Source organism: Pseudomonas sp. RC2C2 (assembly GCF_018390435.1).
Classification (GTDB): domain Bacteria; phylum Pseudomonadota; class Gammaproteobacteria; order Pseudomonadales; family Pseudomonadaceae; genus Aquipseudomonas; species Aquipseudomonas donghuensis.
Window position 1 is genome coordinate 1367785 of sequence record NZ_JAHBAX010000001.1, and the last position, 16109, is coordinate 1383893.

Here is a 16109-nt window from a genome sequence, read left to right on the forward strand (position 1 = left end):
ACGTATCGGAACAGCTGGATGGTGCGGAGACAGACGGACGGTTGCTGGCCGTGAGGGCCCGGTTTTCGCGGGGTTGGAATTTGGTGGATTTTTAGATGTACCTCATAGGGTATCTACAAACAAATCAGCTAGTTATGGCTTGCAGTGGAATCGAATCGGGAATTGCGGACTCTCCTCTCACCCACTTCAAATGGTCCGTAGGAACGGCAGAAACGACCCAAAGCGGCTCTTGGTGGAGGGTGGAGATCGGCCATAAGCTGTCATTCATAACGGAAACGCTAAACCTCAACTGAACGTAGACACACTTCCGACTACTTCGTACCCTCAGGGCTGGTTTGTCGGTTTTTCTCGTTTAGCTTGATCACCCGGCGGACACCAGCATCTTGCCACGGAAGAAAAAATGAAGTTCTACGCAAACAAACTGAATGGAAATTTTCTCAGAAATGCGCTTCCCGACGAAAGTGTTCAAATTGATTGGGTTCGCGCAGCTATTGCTTACGGGAGTGATGAAACTACTCTCGTGGAAAATTGTGTGGAGCACGGGCGTAGACTTGACATATGGATGCGATACGACCATACGGTTCCGGTAGATCCTCGTCTCCTTAGATTCTTGCTTCGAAACACCGGGAACAATATATTCTGCATTCTTATTCCGGATATCCTTCACGCAAAGGTAATTTGGTGGAAGAACTATGGCGTATATGTTGGCTCCGCAAATCTCACTGACCGCGCCTGGGTCACTAATATTGAGTTTGGCGTATTTATCCCAGAACAGGACCTAGAGGCCAATGGACAAATAACTGATATAGAGGGGTTCTTTGAGTCCTTGATTTCCTGCGATGCGGCACAACAGTTGACGGAGGAAATAATCCAGGAACAAGAGAGGATTCTTAGACTAAGAGAAAAAGACCTGCAAAAAATTGAGCGCGAGTCGGAGAGTTTGAGGAGCATCAAGAGGTGGGAAGGGCCGGCGTTTAAGAGCTCCGATAAAGCGTTTGAGATTCGCAAGGAATCTTTCATTAAGGAATGGCGCAACGGCCTCTCCGTTTTGCGAGATATTGCGGATAGAGCCCCGGATTATCGTCCACGGTGGCTCAGTCAAGATGTGCCTGCGGCTTGGCAAGCGGACCAGTTTCTACACGCCTTCTACTACAATAAAGTGGTTGATGGCGTTCGTCACCCATTTGATGAGCACTATCAGAAAAATAGGAAAGATCCAACCGCAAGCATGCTGGCTGCGCTGAAGTGGTGGTCTGAACTGGACGCGCCTCCATCTAGTGAAGACGTGAATTGCCACCTCCGAGCCCCTGTCATACGTCGTTATCTAGAAAAGAACAAGGTGAGGTTTCTTTCACTAGAGGAGTTCTCTGAGGTTCTGCAAGCCAACCACTCGACCGTAGACCACGTGCGTCGTATGAGGCTTGAGGAGTTAGGTCTGAGGGAAGTGCAGGACGTTACTGAGGCGCAGCGTGTTAAGGCATTCGCCAAGGCGCTATTTAGCCAGCAAAATGAAAGGGGTGAAACAGTCTTAGACATCTTAGCCTTTGTGCTTGATGGCGGCTCTCCAAGTGACATTCCAGCAAGGCTGTTCGAGGTGGTGCATAGCTCAGCAAGAAGATTCCCTCATTTTGGGAACAATCAAATCGCAGAACTTGCAGGATGGGCTCGTCCCGAGTTGTGCCCGCCACGTAACGGCAGAACCAGTAAGGGGTTAAGGGCGCTAGGCTACGACGTTCACGTATACTAAAGGTTTCAGCATGCTGCGTATGGTAAAGCTAAACAATCCGGTGCAGGCGCTACGGCCCTAATCCGTGCGACAGCCAGACACGCGCACTGCTCAACCACTACTGTGTTACGTATTCGTAGTCAATGCGGGGAGTAGCAACCTCCACCTCCAAGGAGCAGCACAAGTGAACGAACCGCCATACCCGATGGACCTGAAGTGCACAGACGATGACTACAACGACGCGCTCTTGAAGCTAGACGTCGCCACCTGTGAGGCGATGGCAGTGACTCAGGCTATCCGCGAAGAGAGCTCCGATCTGCACATGGGGTTTTCCGCTCAAGTATTCAAAAGGCTATGCGCCCACTCTATGGCAATGATCTGCGCACTGCCTAGATCCCGATGGGTAGTGTCGGACTTCGAAAACTGGGATTTTGCGTGCATTGCAGGACACTCAAGAGCACTTCTTGAAGGGTACTTGCTGTTTCGGTATCTGGCTAAAACCCCATCCTGCAACGCGGAGTGGTCTGCAAGATTGTTTGTCCTATACATCAACGACCACTCGCGTAGAGCGGAGATGATGACCAGGGTCAGGGCAGAGGAAGCAGCAGCAGATTGGATACGCCAAGCAGATGAACTCCGTGAGAGGCTTGGCCAAAATCCATGGTTTCAAGCGCTGGACGGAAAGACCAAAAAGCGCAGCCTAGCGGGGGACAACGTCACAATTTCGACTCGGGACGAGATCATCGAGTATGCGTACGCAGGGCTAGACAAGGCAAGTTTTTACGCGGTTTGGAACCTGCTTTCTCAATACTCGCACATTCTTCCCATGTCATTTACAACGGCGGAGAACTACGGGCGCGGCTCCGGACTGCCCAACCAAGCTGATCTTGACTACATGACTACAACGGTTTCTCTAGCCGCTGACACACTACACAACGCGACGAATCTCATGAGCGATGCCTTTCCAGACGCTCAATCGGTGAGGAACGGGACAGAGTCAAAATTCACTCTTGGGCCTAAGGCAAACGCCCCAGATGGCACATAGAAAATCGCTAGGCATTTGTAATATCAAACAGCTGAGAATCGCTTTCTAGCAATACCATCTATTGCCCTTGAGGCATGGCTGGATATTGTGCTTTAGTAAAAATCGGCGTCTCTCCAGTTAAGCTAGGCACCGGTAAGCGACCCAGTTAATTTTCTTAAAAGCCGCTTACGGCCATAGTAAATTAAGCAAGCGATAGTTGAGTTGTTTGTTATAGACAAACTCGAACTTCCCCTAGTAGATTCACGTTTACCACAATTTCAAACTCACATTCTTGCTTTGAGTAAAAAATAGCTGTTTTGGAAATTGTGGACTGCAGTACTGCGCGGTCTTGGTGGTTAAACCATGGTTGATTTTGATAATGCACATAAGCAAATTGTTCAGCTACGTTCTTAGAGGTCGACCAAGACTGGCCATATTTTTGTGTTATGTGTTCGCTCATGCTGCACCCTCGGTAGATTTCAACAATTTCTCCAAGATTTTCGATGTCGTTAGGCTTTAGCTCTTTAGTTAGAAGTACCCTTGGGTACCATGCTTCGTTTTCTTGTCTAGTGAAGAGTTGGTGAAGCCCTCCATACGCAAACCCATCAAATGCATGCCGAATTGGATCGACGATTGCGTATGCATGTTCGTCTTCAAAGAGGTGCTCGTATTTTAAGAAGATTCTCTGAACCTCCTCTTCGGCATCCTCTTTCTTTAAAGAGATGATGAAGTCCTCAACCATTCTGAAAATATCCCCCACATGACTGCCGCAACCTAAACTACTGACCCTCTCTGTCAGATCTTGGGTGTCTATACACATTTCATCTGTCAGAAATTGATGCGCTTCTTGGCTGAGTGGTACAGAATCACCTTTGTGCATAATAATTAGGCTAACAGGTAGACAAAGGCGCAGCCTCTGGCTATCTATTTGATTAAATTAGCGGGATTTGGGGCGTTAGGAGTCAATGGCGCAAAACATGCTGGCTAAATAAGTTACTCCTATCACTGCGCTGCTTAGTAGTATTCCAATGGTGAAGGAGACTAAGAGAACCCAGAATAATATCCATGTGGCTTTGCCATATCCTGAGGCGTCTGTGCCAAAGAGTGTCAGCGGTTCATCATTCGTCTTGCGCAATTTCTGAGCAGTAAGACGAAAGTCAAGCAGGCGTGTTACCACGGCTGCTGAGCCAGAAATAGAAGCAACAAGCAGCGATAGGAAGGCGAGTAAAAAAAGTAAAGCCAATATCCCTGTGGGTTTGAATGAAGCATCACGCAGAAGGGAAAATAGAAAGCCTAGGCCTCCCACCGACAGGCCAGAAAACAAAGCGAGGGCGGTAGATAGCTGGCTGATAGTTTGTCCTTGCCACCTTACGAAGCGCTCATTGCCCAATTGTGATACCTCCTTGACACAAAAGTAAGTTAACAAGCGAGCAAAATCTCAGAGAAAAGGAGGAAGAAGGGGGGCAGATTTACTTAATGGCACACATCAATCAGCACCGAAAAAATAGATCTGCCCCCTTTACTACTGTTTCCTTTACTAACTTTTCTAAAGTCATTCTAATCAACATTGATGAGGCGCAAAGTCTTATTTATAAATTATGGATTAGCCTGAGGTCTTTCTATTTTTGATGCGGCCGAAATAGATACGGTATAGCCACGCTGAGAAAGATTGTCGTAGGCGCGCACTAAGTTTACCTTGCTAAAAAAAGGCAAGTTATCTTTTACCGTGATCGGCTCATCTCCAAGTATTAAAAACACCACCTCGTAATCCGAACTCTTAAAATTATCAATTGGTACGAGGTCTCGAGCGGCACTGCCGAACGTAGCAAGAACTTTTCTGGCTGATTTTCTAAAGTCACGATCTCCGAGCAATATTTCTGCAGCGACACTGCCTTGAGCAAAAAGATGACTCAATCCGGCTGAACCACCTTTTCGATGCTTTACATGAACAAACTGTTTTGCTGATGTAAGCAGGTCGCATAGCTCAACGGAGCTTGTTGATTTGTTACTTTTAATAAGCCTTTTATCTAGTAAGTAATAGCTATGCGCTTGAGCCGCTCTAATATTATAGTCACCCTCAGCTTCGATTTTGGTTTTATTGCTTTCTACCCATGTGTGTATTTGCGGGAACCGAAGAGGCGAAACGGCGATCCGCGCCAAACTTGCATTTGTTCTTCCCATGAATGAGTTGTCAATCTCATACCATGTGCCACCAAAGATTATGGTGGTTTTGTTTGTTTCAGTGACTTCGTAGTATATGCATTTGTAAATCGAGTGACTAAACTCGTTGTCGTGTATATCAAAAACGTGCAACTGGTCCCGTTTGACTGATTCGATAGAGACTTTATCAACGTCGATATTAGCCAAGTATAGGTCAGTGGAAATTGTAGGCGTTTGATGGGATTTTGTGCGTGTAAAACTGAATCCCGCGATTGAGTCCCACTTTTCGATTTCTGGCAAAGTTAAAACTATATTTGAGTCGCGAGCTTTAATGGCTGCCAATAGAATGCCATCGAAATGATCTACCCGAGACTTCTCTTTGACTTTTCTGACATTGTCAACCCACAGGAAGTTAGCTTTGTAGTCATTTTTTTGATATTGAGATTTCAGCGTTCTGGCTATATCGGCTAGATCCCCTATCTCCATTTCTATTCCGAAAGAAAACATAGCATCACCACCCGAAATGTTCTTAAATTCGACGCCAATCTTTGGAGTGCCTGTGACTGCTCGCAAAATGTCTTTAGAAATATCGATGCCAAAAACACTTATTTCAGAGTCTCGCGCAGCTTGTGACTTTTTCTGCACAGGCTGATCGTCAAGGGTATGTATATCAACACTTCGAAGGCTTTCATGATCAAGTGTATTTAGTGCTGTTTTAAGTCCAAAATCTTGGACAAAAAATGATAAATCTATTAAATGCCTGCCATAACCGAAAGCTATTGCAAACACATCATTATCAACCCTTATGAACAGAACCGCTGAACTGGATTTGTTACCGATATCCGTAACGGTTTGGCCAGCAATTTCGTCAGCTATATCTGACCAATTTGGCTTTTTTTCAGTTGCACGCTTTACGTATAACACGCCATTAAGCTCAAGGCTTGAGGCGGTCTCATATGCCACTACGTCTTTATCCGCAGCGAGAAGATCAGCAAAGCCGCTGTAGGTGACTTCGGGTTTTTTTAAGAAAATATTGAGGTGGCGATATTTTTTCCCTGGCATCGCTTCTTCCCTAAAATGAAAGTAGTGGCTATTAGCCTTTATGCATTGATATTGCTTCAATCTGCTGGCTTTGACAACCCCTGTTTAATCAGTACACCGGCCAATGGTAGCGGTAGCCTGTGACGGTAATGACTAATTGGTAACTCGGCCTATCGACTTAGAAATTATGGTGGTGTCTGCGCGTGCTATTGCTTCATGTGGTTGTGAAAGTAATTATTTTCCTTGCACCCAAGGCGTCGAGTGCCATCTCAAAAAAGTCAGCAATTTAAATAACTCTTTGAAATATAAGCATTTCTAAGTTGGCTTGGCGGACCTTCGTATCAGACCAGGGTGGAGCACTGGTCAGCCAGCTTGGCCGGACCTCTTATCCATTTTCCAGCCTGCAGTGGGTCCGACTGAATGGATAGCGAAAATTAACAGTCACAGGGACAGTGTTCTCGGGACGGCACAGCTGCCCATCACATATTCATCGTGACGCTCAATCAATGCTATTAGAAATAGCCTTTAGCAATTAGATGTAGAGTAGTCCCCACGTCATCCCGCCAAGAATGCTGAGTGTTATCAGGGATCAAGGCCCCTGCGACCTGTGGGGAATGTCCACTACGCGGGACTGGCAGCTCCTTACGACCGGGAGCAAGGGCATCTCATGATCTGGCCTCCTGAGCACCGTTACCGGTGGGCGGGTGGAGGCAGCACTGGCTGACGAGACCAGCGCCTGAAGATCCTGAGCCATGTGCAAGCAGCAATGCGATGACCGGGGCATGCCTGACTGTCAGTCAGGTGCAGTCCATTCCTTGGTCTGCGGCACCATCATCTACATGGCTGTTGCTGGTGACATCGGCGTTTGTCACGCCGATTGTCACGAGGGGGAATGCCGCAAAGCCCTGTGCGATCTGGGCTGCAGCAGTGTTAGAAGCGCCCGTCTCTTTCCAGCAGAAAGAGACGGGCGCAGGTTGGCGCAGAATTCGGCCAAGCGGATAGGTTGCTGCAGGTCAGCGAGGTACAGAGTATCTGGCGCACGAGCGCTATATGTGTAAGAGCATCCATCACATGGGTAGTGACCGGACGAGCTGCCGGATGCGAATCGCCCTTGGGGAGAACCACCGCGGGAGCGGCGTGACCTTGAAGGTTCGGGTCACCTGGGGTGCTGTCATCGACAGCGCTTGCATGGCCAGTTCTACGCCTGTGGATAAACCCGGTCAAGGGCCGAAACTCAGCGTTCTTGGGGACCTGAAAAGCGGTCATCCAGCGGTGGAATTCCGTGGTAAACCCCGGACAACGTAGTGGCTTTTAGCTCTTCAAAGTGAGGTCCATCCAAACAGGGCGGCTTTGCAGCCCTGTTTGGATGGACCCGCGTGAAAGAGCAGCCAGCGCCGATCTTGCAGGCTCACCCGCGATTGAATGCGCCATGACCATTTGGCAAGGCGGTGACGTTGTCGCCTACCGGATGGGCAAACTCATGCGGGGTGACATGCCCCGATCTGTTGGCATCGATGTAGTTACTCCACCACGCCATGATCAACCGACGCTGCTCCAGAAACTGGGCCTTGTGGATGTATGCAGCGCGCACGCGGTTACGCTCCTGATGGCTCATCTGCCGCTCAATCGCCGCGTCCGTCCACAGCCCAGATTCGAGCAAAGCACTACAAGCCATGGTCCTGAAACCATGCCCGCACACGTCTTTGGTGGTGTCGTACCCCATATTGCGCAGCACCTGGTTAACCGTATTCTCCGACAAGGGTTTCCAGTACCTGTGGTCACCGGGCAACACCAGTTCAGAGAAGCGATTCAAGTTGCGCAGCCGTTCAAGGATTTCGATCACTTGAGGCGACAGCGGCACTATCTGAATGTCCCCACTCATCTTGGTCCCGCGCGTGGAATAGCGGACGCCTTCAATCGGCTTGCGGGTATCGGGGATCTCCCACATCGCCCGTTGCAGGTCGAATTCATCCCACCGGGCGAAGCGCAGCTCGCTGGAGCGCACGAACACATGCAGCGTCAGCAGCACTGCGAGCCGAGTCAGCTCGCGACCGGTGTAGTTGTCGATTCGGTCCAACAATTCAGGAAGGCGGTTCAGCGAGAGTGCTGGACGGTGCACAGTACGCGGCGCTTGAATCGAGCCGGCCAGATCGAGCGCCGGGTTTTGAGTGATCTGCCGCGCCCGCTTCGCACCCCGCATGATCGTGGAAAGATAGTTCTGCACACGCAGTGCTACATCCATAGTGCCGCGATCTTTGATCCGCTGGGTGACCTCAAGCAGATCATGGGTGTCGAGTTCAGCGATAGGCCGCTGGCCAATCAGTGGAAACACATGGGTACGCAACCTGCTCAGCACCGTTTTGGCGTGGCCCTCAGTCCAACGCCGAGACATTTCGACGTGCCACTCCAGGGCGACGGTTTCAAACAGAAGACTCGCCCGCTGAGCTGCGATCTTGGCCTTCTGCTTTTCTTCCATCGGATCAAGGTTGTCGAGCAACAGAGCCTTGGCCTCATCGCGCTTGGTCCTCGCGACAGCCAACGAAACAATGGGGTACTTGCCGATGATCAGCGTGCCTTCCTTGCCGTTGGGTTTGAAATACCGCAGCCGCCAAGTCTTCGAACCACTGGGTGCGACGTACAGGTACATGCCCCCGCCGTCGAACAGTTTGTAGGCCCGATCACGCGGCTTGGCCGTGCGGCATTTGAGGTCGCTGAGCGGAATGGCTAGGCGTGGCATAGGGGTACGTTCTCCATTCAGGAAAGACGCTGTACCCCAAAAATACCCCCGGTTATTGGGGATTTTGTTGGTTCCCGACGGAGGGTCGTGGAAACGAAAAACCGGCCATAAGGCCGGTTTAGAGGGCTTCCAAAGCATTCAGCGGAATGCAGTGGAGCTGGATGTGGTGCCGGAGACAGGAATCGAACCTGCGACCTTCGCGTTACGAGTGCGCTGCTCTACCGACTGAGCTACACCGGCGTGGCGATAACGCTACCACTGCCGGGTCGCTTTCGCAAATCACTGTTTATTAACAGCAATTGCGCCGGTTTCAGAGGGCTTTGCAGCCTGCCGGGGCGAGGTCTTCGCTGAGGGTGCTGGTGCAGGCCCAGCCAGTCGCGGCGCGGGTCAGGGTGATGGTTTTGTCGGTGGCGATGGCCGGGGCGTCGATCAGGGTGCAGACGATGCTGCCCACGCCCGTGGCCGCGGTGCCGCTGGCGGCGATGGCGCAGTGGGCGGTGCGCTCCTGGCCGCCCAGGGCGGCGACGTTGGCGATGTCTTTGCCTTCGTTCAGGCGCAGGTCGAAGGCGGTCTTCAGGGCAGAAATTTCTACCAGGCCCGCCGTGGCTTTGGTGCGTACCTGGCTGTTGGTGTAAATCGGTAAGGCGATGGTCGCCAGAAGGCCGATGATCGCCACCACGATCATCAGTTCGATCAAGGTAATACCGCGTTGCCCTTTCATGGACACTCTCCCTCACAAAATCAGTTCATGCCGGGCCGCAGTGGTGCGGCGCCAACAGGCGCGCCAGTAGGCCCGAACAGACACCTTTTGTCACCCCGTGACGGTCATTCGGTCATCCTGGCTCGACTACTCTAGTGGGCGGCGGGCATCACTGCTCGCCGCTTGGGGCCTGGAGCTGTTACCAGGCTTGTGCAAGGCCGCGCAGCAAGGATGTGGCGATGACCGACAGCAACCAGATGTACAACTGGCAAGGCACCAACGCCCAGGGCGCCTTGATCAGCGGCCAGAGCGCCGCACGCAGCCCGGCGTTGATCAGGGCGCAATTGCGCCAGCGCGGGATTCGCCCGGGGCGTATCGCCAGTGTGCGCCCGCCGCTGTGGCAATGGCGCCGGCCACTGGATAGCAAGGCGCTGAGCCAGTTCAGCCGCCAGTTGGCCACCCTGGTCAAGGCGGGGGTGGCGCTGCTGCAAGCGCTGGATGTGGTCGCCCAAAGCAGCGCCAACCCGGCGATGGCCAGCCTGCTGGGGGCGATCAAGGCCGATATCGCCGCTGGCAGCAGCCTGGCCACTGCGCTGCGCCGGCACCCGCACTATTTCGATCGGCTGTACTGCAACCTGGTGGACGCCGGTGAGCAGTCCGGCAGCCTGGAAGTCGTGCTGGCCCAGGTGGCGGCGCTGCAGGAGCAACGCCAGGCCCTGCGCGCGCGGCTGAAAAAAGCCATGACCTATCCACTGCTGGTGCTGCTGGTGGGCTTTGGGGTGTCGGCGCTGTTGCTGCTGGAGGTGGTGCCGCGTTTTCAGTCGCTGTTCGGCGGCTTTGGTGCCGAGCTGCCGGCCTTTACCCAACAGGTGATCGGCTTGTCGCAGTGGTTGGGGGCGCACTTCTGGTGGCTGTTGATAACTTTTGGCAGCGCTTGTGCCGCGGGGGTTTGGGGTTATCGACACAAGCCTGCGTTGCGTTTGTGGCTGGTGCGCCTGGCCCTGCGTTTGCCGGTGCTTGGCAGCCTGCTCCGGCATGCCGCCCTCGCCCGCTTTGCCCGCACCTTGTCGACTTCGTTCGGCGCCGGGGTGCCGTTGGTGGAGGCGCTGGGGCCGGTTGCCGGGGCGTGTGGCAATCCGTTGTATGAGCAGGCGCTGCACAAGGTGCGCGAGGACCTGGCCAGTGGTCTAGCCTTGAACGTGGCATTGCGCGCCAGCGGCTTGTTCCCGGCGCTGGTGGTGCAGATGTGCGCCATTGGCGAGACAGCCGGGACACTGGACGATATGCTCGCCAGGATCGCCAGCCACTATGAACAGGCCATCGACCACCTGCTCGACACCCTCACGGCCCTGATTGAGCCGTTGATCGTGCTGATCCTGGGGTTGCTGGTGGGCAGCCTGGTGATCGCCATGTACCTGCCAATCTTCCAGCTGGGCAATGTGATCTGACCATGAACCTGTTGAACTCCCTGGCCAGCCAGCCACTGATGTACCTGAGCATCGCCCTGTTGCTCGGGCTGATCATCGGCAGCTTTCTCAATGTGCTGGTGCATCGCCTGCCGATCATGCTCGAACGCCAATGGCAGGCCGAGGCGCGCGAGGTGCTGGAGTTGCCTAGCGAGGCACAAGCGCCGCGCTTCGACCTGTTGTTGCCGCCGTCGCAGTGCCCGCATTGCGCCCACCGTATTCGCCCCTGGGAAAACATACCGGTCATTAGTTACCTGGCCTTGCGCGGGCGCTGTTCCAGTTGCCAGGCGCGCATCAGCCCGCGCTACCCGCTGGTGGAACTCGCCTGCGGGGCGCTGACCCTGTTTGTCGCCTGGCGCTTCGGCGTCACCGGCACCGCCCTGGCCCTGCTGCTGCTGAGCTGGGGCCTGCTGGCCATGAGCATGATCGACATCGAGCACCATCTGCTGCCCGATGCCCTGGTATTGCCGCTGTTGTGGCTGGGGTTGATCGTCAATGCCTTCGAAATGTTCGTGCCGCTGGAAGATGCCCTGTGGGGCACGGTGGCCGGTTACCTGAGCCTGTGGTCGGTGTTCTGGTTGTTCAAGATGCTTACCGGCAAGGAAGGCATGGGCTATGGCGACTTCAAGTTGCTGGCAATGCTGGGCGCCTGGGGCGGCTGGCAGATCCTGCCACTGACGTTGCTGCTGTCGTCCTTGTTGGGGGCGGTGATCGGGCTGATTATGCTGCGCCTGCAGCGCAAGCAGGCCAGCACGCCGATCCCCTTTGGTCCCTATCTGGCCATCGCGGGCTGGATCGCGCTGCTCTGGGGTGGTCAAATAACCACTTCCTATCTGAAATATTCCGGATTCTGATGACCACCGCTGCTTTCACTCCCTGGATTCTCGGCCTTACCGGCGGCATCGGCAGTGGCAAGAGCGCCGCTGCGCAGCGCTTTGTCGAGCTGGGTGTGCACCTGGTCGACGCCGACCAGGCCGCGCGCTGGGTGGTCGAGCCGGGCCGCCCGGCGCTGGCCCGTATCGTCGAGCGTTTCGGCCCGGGTGTGCTGCTCGAGGACGGCCAGCTCAACCGCGCCGCCCTGCGCGAGCTGATCTTTGCCGACCCGCAGCAACGCCTGTGGCTCGAAGCCCTGCTGCACCCGTTGATCGGCCAGGAGATCTTCAGCTACCTGGCCAAGGCCGAGTCGCCCTATGCGGTGTTCGTCTCGCCGTTGATGGTCGAGTCCGGCCAGTACAAGCGCACCAACCGCCTGCTGGTGATCGATGCGCCGCAGGCGCTGCAAGTGCAGCGCACCCTGCTGCGCGACCAGACCAGCGCCGAACAGGTGCAGGCCATCCTCAAGGCCCAGGCCAGCCGCGAAGAGCGCCTGCGCCACGCCCACGATGTGCTGGTCAATGACCGCGACCTGGGCTGGCTGCATTCGGAGGTCGACCGCCTGCACCACTTTTACCTGACTTTGCGAGGAGGCCAAGCATGAGCCAACCGATGACCGTAGATTGCCCGACCTGTGGCGCCCCTGTGGAATGGAACGCGACCAGCCCGTTCCGGCCGTTCTGTTCCGACCGCTGCAAGCTGATCGACCTGGGCGCCTGGGCCGCTGAAGAGCACAAGATTCCGGTCGCCCCGGATGCCGAAGACGAGCTGTTCTCCGGCGAGCTCGACCCGCGCCACTGAGCCGTCAGCGCCCGGGGTCGTCGTCCTTCCACGGGGCCTGCAGGTAGCGGGTCCGGTTGAAGGTCTCCAGCCACTCCGGGCAGAACACCACCAGGGCGCTGACCACCATGCCGTTGATAAAGGCTTCGGGGAAGATGATCAGCCACAGGTAGCCGATAAAGTCCTCGAGCCACTCCGGCATGACGAAGCGCCCGTCCATCCACAGCAACCCCAGCCCACCGAGCAGGCACAAGAGTGCCGACAGCGCCGCGGCAAAAAAGCCCGAACAGAAGATATAGACGAACAGGTTGCGCGGCTGTGCCCGCTCCACCAGGATCGCGCACACCTCGGTAACCAGCACCGGCAGGCCGATCAGCAACAGGCCATTGACCCCCATCGCCGCCAGGTCCTGGCGCCCCAGCGCCAGCAGGCCGAGCTGCGCCAGCAAGCCACCGACAATCGCCAGCGGCCAGTCCAGCAGCAGGGTCACGGCGGTCATGCCGATGAAGTGATAAGACACCCCGGTGTCGAAGTCGCGCCGCACCAGCCACAGGGCAAACAAGGCGAACACCGTGCCGAACAGCAAGTGCTGGCGACGGCTGTCGGCGAACAGTTCGAGCCAGCGGGTACGCGCCACCGCCCAAATCAGCACGGGCACATAGGCGACCCAGGTGATGGTCAGGGTCTGGCTGGAAAGTACGGCGGCACTGATCACGGCAAATAACCCTTGTTCGAGTGAGGCAATAGGCGTGGGGGCAGTCTACACCTCGGGGCTGGCTTGATCAGCCTCAGTGGCTGCGGAAAATACCGGCGTTGTGCGGCGCAACGTACCTGAAGCGAGCAGCAGCACAATGGCCGGGAGTATCACCATGCTGGCGCCCAGCATGGCGCCCCGCAGGCCAATACTCTCAAGCGCTCCACCGCCGATGATCACCCCCAGGCCGATCGCGCCATTGAGCACTGCCGTATGCAGGGCCGTGGCCGGAACGGTATGGGCGCCGGCGATGCTCAACACCCAGGTCTGCAGACCGGTAAACAGTGCCGAGATGGCAACGCCCCCAGACCATCAGCAAGGCCGCCACGGCCAGCAGGTTCAACTCGGGCCCAAGCAGGCCCAGGGTCAGCAGCGCCCCTGCCATGGCGATCAGGGCCAGGAGGATGAAGGGTTTGAGGTGGCGGTCGATGAAGATCGCGCTCAGCAGGTTGCCCAAAAAGCCCGCAGCGCCGAATACAAAAAGCAGTGCCGCGACCAGCCACGGGGTCACATCTGGTACCTGACTGATAAAGGGCTCGACAAAGGTGTAGGCGGCAAAATGTGCGGCCGCCGTCAGCCCGGTGATGACGAAGGTGATCAGCAGATCCCGGCGCCGCAGCACCGCCACATACCCGGTGCCGGGTGCTGCGGCGACCAGGCCCAGGTCAGGGACTACCAAGGCGATTGCCCCGGCACTGGCGACACAGAGCAGCGCCAGGCAAGCAAAAGCGGTTCGCCAGCCGTCGTACTGGCCCACCAGGTTGACCAGTGGCACGCCCATGACGGTGGCGAGGGTAATACCGCCCAGCACGATCGAGGTGGCCAGGCCCATCTGCCGGGCAGGCGCGATAAGGGTGGCGGTGGCAGCCACGGTTGCCCAGAACACGCCATGGGCCAACGCCCCCAGTGCCCGCGCACCGAGCAGCGCGGCAAACTCCGGGGCGATTGCCGAGAGCGCATTCGATGCTGCCAGCATCAACATCAGGGCAATCATCAGCGGCTTGCGGGCGATCCAGCGGCTCAGGCTGTTGGCAAGCAAGCCACTGACAGCGCCAATCCAGGCATACAAGGTCACGCTGAGCCCGACCCTGGCCGGCTCCTGCGCCAAATCGGCGGAAATCTGTGACAACAAACCGATAGGGGCGAACTCGGAGGTCACCATCGCGAAGGAAGCGATGCACAGCACCGTCACCGCGCTCCATACCCGCCAGGTTGATAAGGCCATGCGCACCTCCGTCCCTGTCATGAGTGGCTCTACACCTCGGGGTTGGCTTGGTCAGCCTCGGCGGGCGCTTTCGGTGCCTCGAACAGGCGGAACACGGCGCCTTCAACCAGCCAGTCCGGTGGCTGGCAACTGGGGTTGCGCTGCTGCTCGATGACGCTGATGGTGGTCGCCGATACCTGCACATCGGCCCAGGCGCCGTAGCAGCCGAACTCGTTCAGGGTCAGGCGCAAGCGGTAGTCGCCGGGCATGACGCTGAGCACCTTGGGGTTGAACTCGGCATAGCTGCGGACGATTTCATCTTCTGCGCCGCGGTGGTCAATCAGTTTGACGCTGTAGGGCGGTGAGTCGCCCTCCTTGAGCACCACATAGCGGCCATCTGCAGTGTCGTAAGGCACGGTGGGCGTCCAGAACAAAAAGCCCACGCCGTACACCACCAGGGCACAGACCACCGTGCCGGAACCGAATATGCCGCCCATCTTCACTACGCTCATGCTTCTTCCCTGATATTCACTGAGCCCACAACGGGTGCGCAGTCTAGGCGCTGGTTTACATGCGCAGCAATGGCTTGCAGACATTTCCTGCAAAGCCCAATTGAACGCTAAGCTTGTGCCCATGGACGACTCAGACTATTTGCGCCTGCTCACCATTCAGGCCGAACAAGCCAATGCGTTTCTATCCAATGCCCGTAAATGGGAACGTGAGCGTTGGGTATGCCAGCGCCTGCTGCAAGGCTTGAACATTCCCTACCGCAGCGAAGACTTTGCCGCCGCCGGGCAAGAACCGCCTGATGTGCTGTTTCGCGATGCCGCCTTCGAGGTGTTTTTTGTCCTCGATGAAGGCCGGCGCCTGAACGACGAATGGCGCGAAGAGCTGCAGCGTCGGCGCAGTGCCTTCTCGTTGAGCCAACTGGTACGCCGCGAAGCCCGGCCCCGGCGGATCAGCGCCCAGGAACTGCTGCAGCGCCTGGCGCCGACCCTGCGTAAAAAATCGCACAACTACCAGGAGCGTGGCCTGGACCTGAGCGAGCTGGACATCATTGCCTTTGCCAGCCTCAAGCGCGAAGTACTCGACCTCAACAGCCACTTCCCGCCGCCCACCGAATACCTGCGCCAGGGCTGGCGCTCGTTGTCGCTGGTGGGCCCGACCTTCGCCCGGGTGCTGTTTGCCCACCCCGATGCGCCGGACTTCCTGCGCGGCAATTTGGGGCGCAGCATCGTTTTCGATGTAGGAATAAGCCTCTGAGCTGGCCCCCTGCCAAAGCCCGATGGCATAAATTCTGTGCCGGTGATACAAAGCGCAATCATTCGTTATAAAGACAGCCAAGTGACTGAACGCTGGGCAACCTTCGAGCGACTAGAGTGAACACTGTAGCGTTCCCACAGTCACAAGCGTCTATCTGACGAGGCCCTCATGACCAGCCGACTGAATCCCGAAGACCAGCGTCGTGTCGATGAATACCTGCGAGCCCCCCAGCACCAAGTCGAGCGCAAGCCATTCCGGCCCTGGCTGCTCCTTCTGCTGGTGGTGGTCGTGACCGTTGCACTCGGCTTGTTGAGCCGCCTCTTGAGTCATCTGGTGCTATGAGCTGCCTTGCGCTCGCCCACAACGCCCGCCCCGTGCGGC

General features: G+C 56.0%; 16 protein-coding genes and 1 tRNA gene. 8 read left to right on the forward strand and 9 right to left on the reverse strand.

Annotated elements, in window-relative coordinates:
* Positions 1-400 precede the first annotated feature (400 nt).
* Both KHO53_RS06270 and KHO53_RS06275 read left to right on the forward strand, forming a co-directional pair.
* The gene (locus KHO53_RS06270) at positions 401-1747 is read left to right on the forward strand and encodes an anti-phage END nuclease (RefSeq protein WP_213570104.1); all 1347 of its coding nucleotides are present in this window, start codon (positions 401-403) and stop codon (positions 1745-1747) included.
* Positions 1748-1910: 163 nt separating this feature from the next.
* On the forward strand, positions 1911-2771 hold the full coding sequence (locus KHO53_RS06275; protein ID WP_213570105.1) for a hypothetical protein: 861 nt from the start codon (positions 1911-1913) through the stop codon (positions 2769-2771).
* 208 nt (positions 2772-2979) lie between these two features.
* Here the strand turns inward: KHO53_RS06275 and KHO53_RS06280 are convergent, their stop codons facing one another.
* The 6 genes from KHO53_RS06280 to KHO53_RS06305 all read right to left on the reverse strand — a co-directional run bounded on the left by KHO53_RS06280 (position 2980) and on the right by KHO53_RS06305 (position 9409).
* Positions 2980-3630, reverse strand: a complete 651-nt coding sequence (locus KHO53_RS06280) for a hypothetical protein (protein WP_213570106.1) — start codon at positions 3628-3630, stop codon at positions 2980-2982.
* A gap of 75 nt (positions 3631-3705) precedes the next feature.
* On the reverse strand, positions 3706-4140 hold the full coding sequence (locus KHO53_RS06285) for a hypothetical protein (RefSeq protein ID WP_213570107.1): 435 nt from the start codon (positions 4138-4140) through the stop codon (positions 3706-3708).
* A 206-nt stretch (positions 4141-4346) separates the two neighbouring features.
* Positions 4347-5972, reverse strand: coding sequence for a TIGR04141 family sporadically distributed protein (locus KHO53_RS06290; RefSeq protein ID WP_213570108.1), 1626 nt, complete (start codon positions 5970-5972; stop codon positions 4347-4349).
* Positions 5973-7359: 1387 nt separating this feature from the next.
* Positions 7360-8688 (reverse strand): tyrosine-type recombinase/integrase, encoded by a 1329-nt coding sequence (locus tag KHO53_RS06295; protein WP_213570109.1) that lies wholly within the window; start codon positions 8686-8688, stop codon positions 7360-7362.
* Between the two features lie 164 nt (positions 8689-8852).
* A tRNA-Thr gene (locus KHO53_RS06300) sits at positions 8853-8928 on the reverse strand.
* Between the two features lie 70 nt (positions 8929-8998).
* Positions 8999-9409, reverse strand: a complete 411-nt coding sequence (locus KHO53_RS06305) for a pilin (RefSeq protein WP_213570110.1) — start codon at positions 9407-9409, stop codon at positions 8999-9001.
* 218 nt (positions 9410-9627) lie between these two features.
* On the opposite strand from KHO53_RS06305, the gene KHO53_RS06310 reads away from it, so the two are divergent.
* The 4 genes from KHO53_RS06310 to yacG are packed head-to-tail and all read left to right on the forward strand — an operon-like array spanning position 9628 to position 12528.
* Positions 9628-10836: a type II secretion system F family protein gene (locus tag KHO53_RS06310; protein ID WP_213570111.1), complete on the forward strand. Its 1209-nt coding sequence runs from the start codon at positions 9628-9630 to the stop codon at positions 10834-10836.
* A 2-nt stretch (positions 10837-10838) separates the two neighbouring features.
* Positions 10839-11708, forward strand: a complete 870-nt coding sequence (locus KHO53_RS06315; RefSeq protein ID WP_100782488.1) for a prepilin peptidase — start codon at positions 10839-10841, stop codon at positions 11706-11708.
* Positions 11708-12331, forward strand: coding sequence for a dephospho-CoA kinase (gene coaE / locus KHO53_RS06320; protein ID WP_010220622.1), 624 nt, complete (start codon positions 11708-11710; stop codon positions 12329-12331). Before KHO53_RS06315 ends, coaE begins: the two co-directional genes overlap by 1 nt.
* Positions 12328-12528 carry a DNA gyrase inhibitor YacG gene (gene yacG / locus KHO53_RS06325; protein ID WP_010220621.1) on the forward strand — a complete coding sequence of 67 codons (201 nt, stop codon included), beginning with the start codon at positions 12328-12330 and terminating at the stop codon, positions 12526-12528. Before coaE ends, yacG begins: the two co-directional genes overlap by 4 nt.
* A 4-nt stretch (positions 12529-12532) precedes the next feature.
* Here yacG and KHO53_RS06330 read toward each other — a convergent pair whose 3' ends face one another.
* The 3 genes from KHO53_RS06330 to KHO53_RS06340 all read right to left on the reverse strand — a co-directional run bounded on the left by KHO53_RS06330 (position 12533) and on the right by KHO53_RS06340 (position 14977).
* On the reverse strand, positions 12533-13222 hold the full coding sequence (locus KHO53_RS06330) for an energy-coupling factor ABC transporter permease (RefSeq protein WP_213570112.1): 690 nt from the start codon (positions 13220-13222) through the stop codon (positions 12533-12535).
* Positions 13223-13415: 193 nt separating this feature from the next.
* Complete coding sequence (locus KHO53_RS06335; RefSeq protein WP_249684275.1) at positions 13416-14486, reverse strand: MFS transporter; 1071 nt, start codon at positions 14484-14486, stop codon at positions 13416-13418.
* A gap of 29 nt (positions 14487-14515) precedes the next feature.
* Positions 14516-14977: a hypothetical protein gene (locus KHO53_RS06340; protein WP_145959289.1), complete on the reverse strand. Its 462-nt coding sequence runs from the start codon at positions 14975-14977 to the stop codon at positions 14516-14518.
* Between the two features lie 121 nt (positions 14978-15098).
* Between KHO53_RS06340 and KHO53_RS06345 the strand changes: the two genes are divergently transcribed.
* Both KHO53_RS06345 and KHO53_RS06350 read left to right on the forward strand, forming a co-directional pair.
* Positions 15099-15728: a DUF1780 domain-containing protein gene (locus KHO53_RS06345; RefSeq protein WP_010220617.1), complete on the forward strand. Its 630-nt coding sequence runs from the start codon at positions 15099-15101 to the stop codon at positions 15726-15728.
* Positions 15729-15896: 168 nt separating this feature from the next.
* Positions 15897-16070, forward strand: coding sequence for a DUF3094 family protein (locus KHO53_RS06350; protein WP_081492759.1), 174 nt, complete (start codon positions 15897-15899; stop codon positions 16068-16070).
* Positions 16071-16109: the final 39 nt, after the last annotated feature.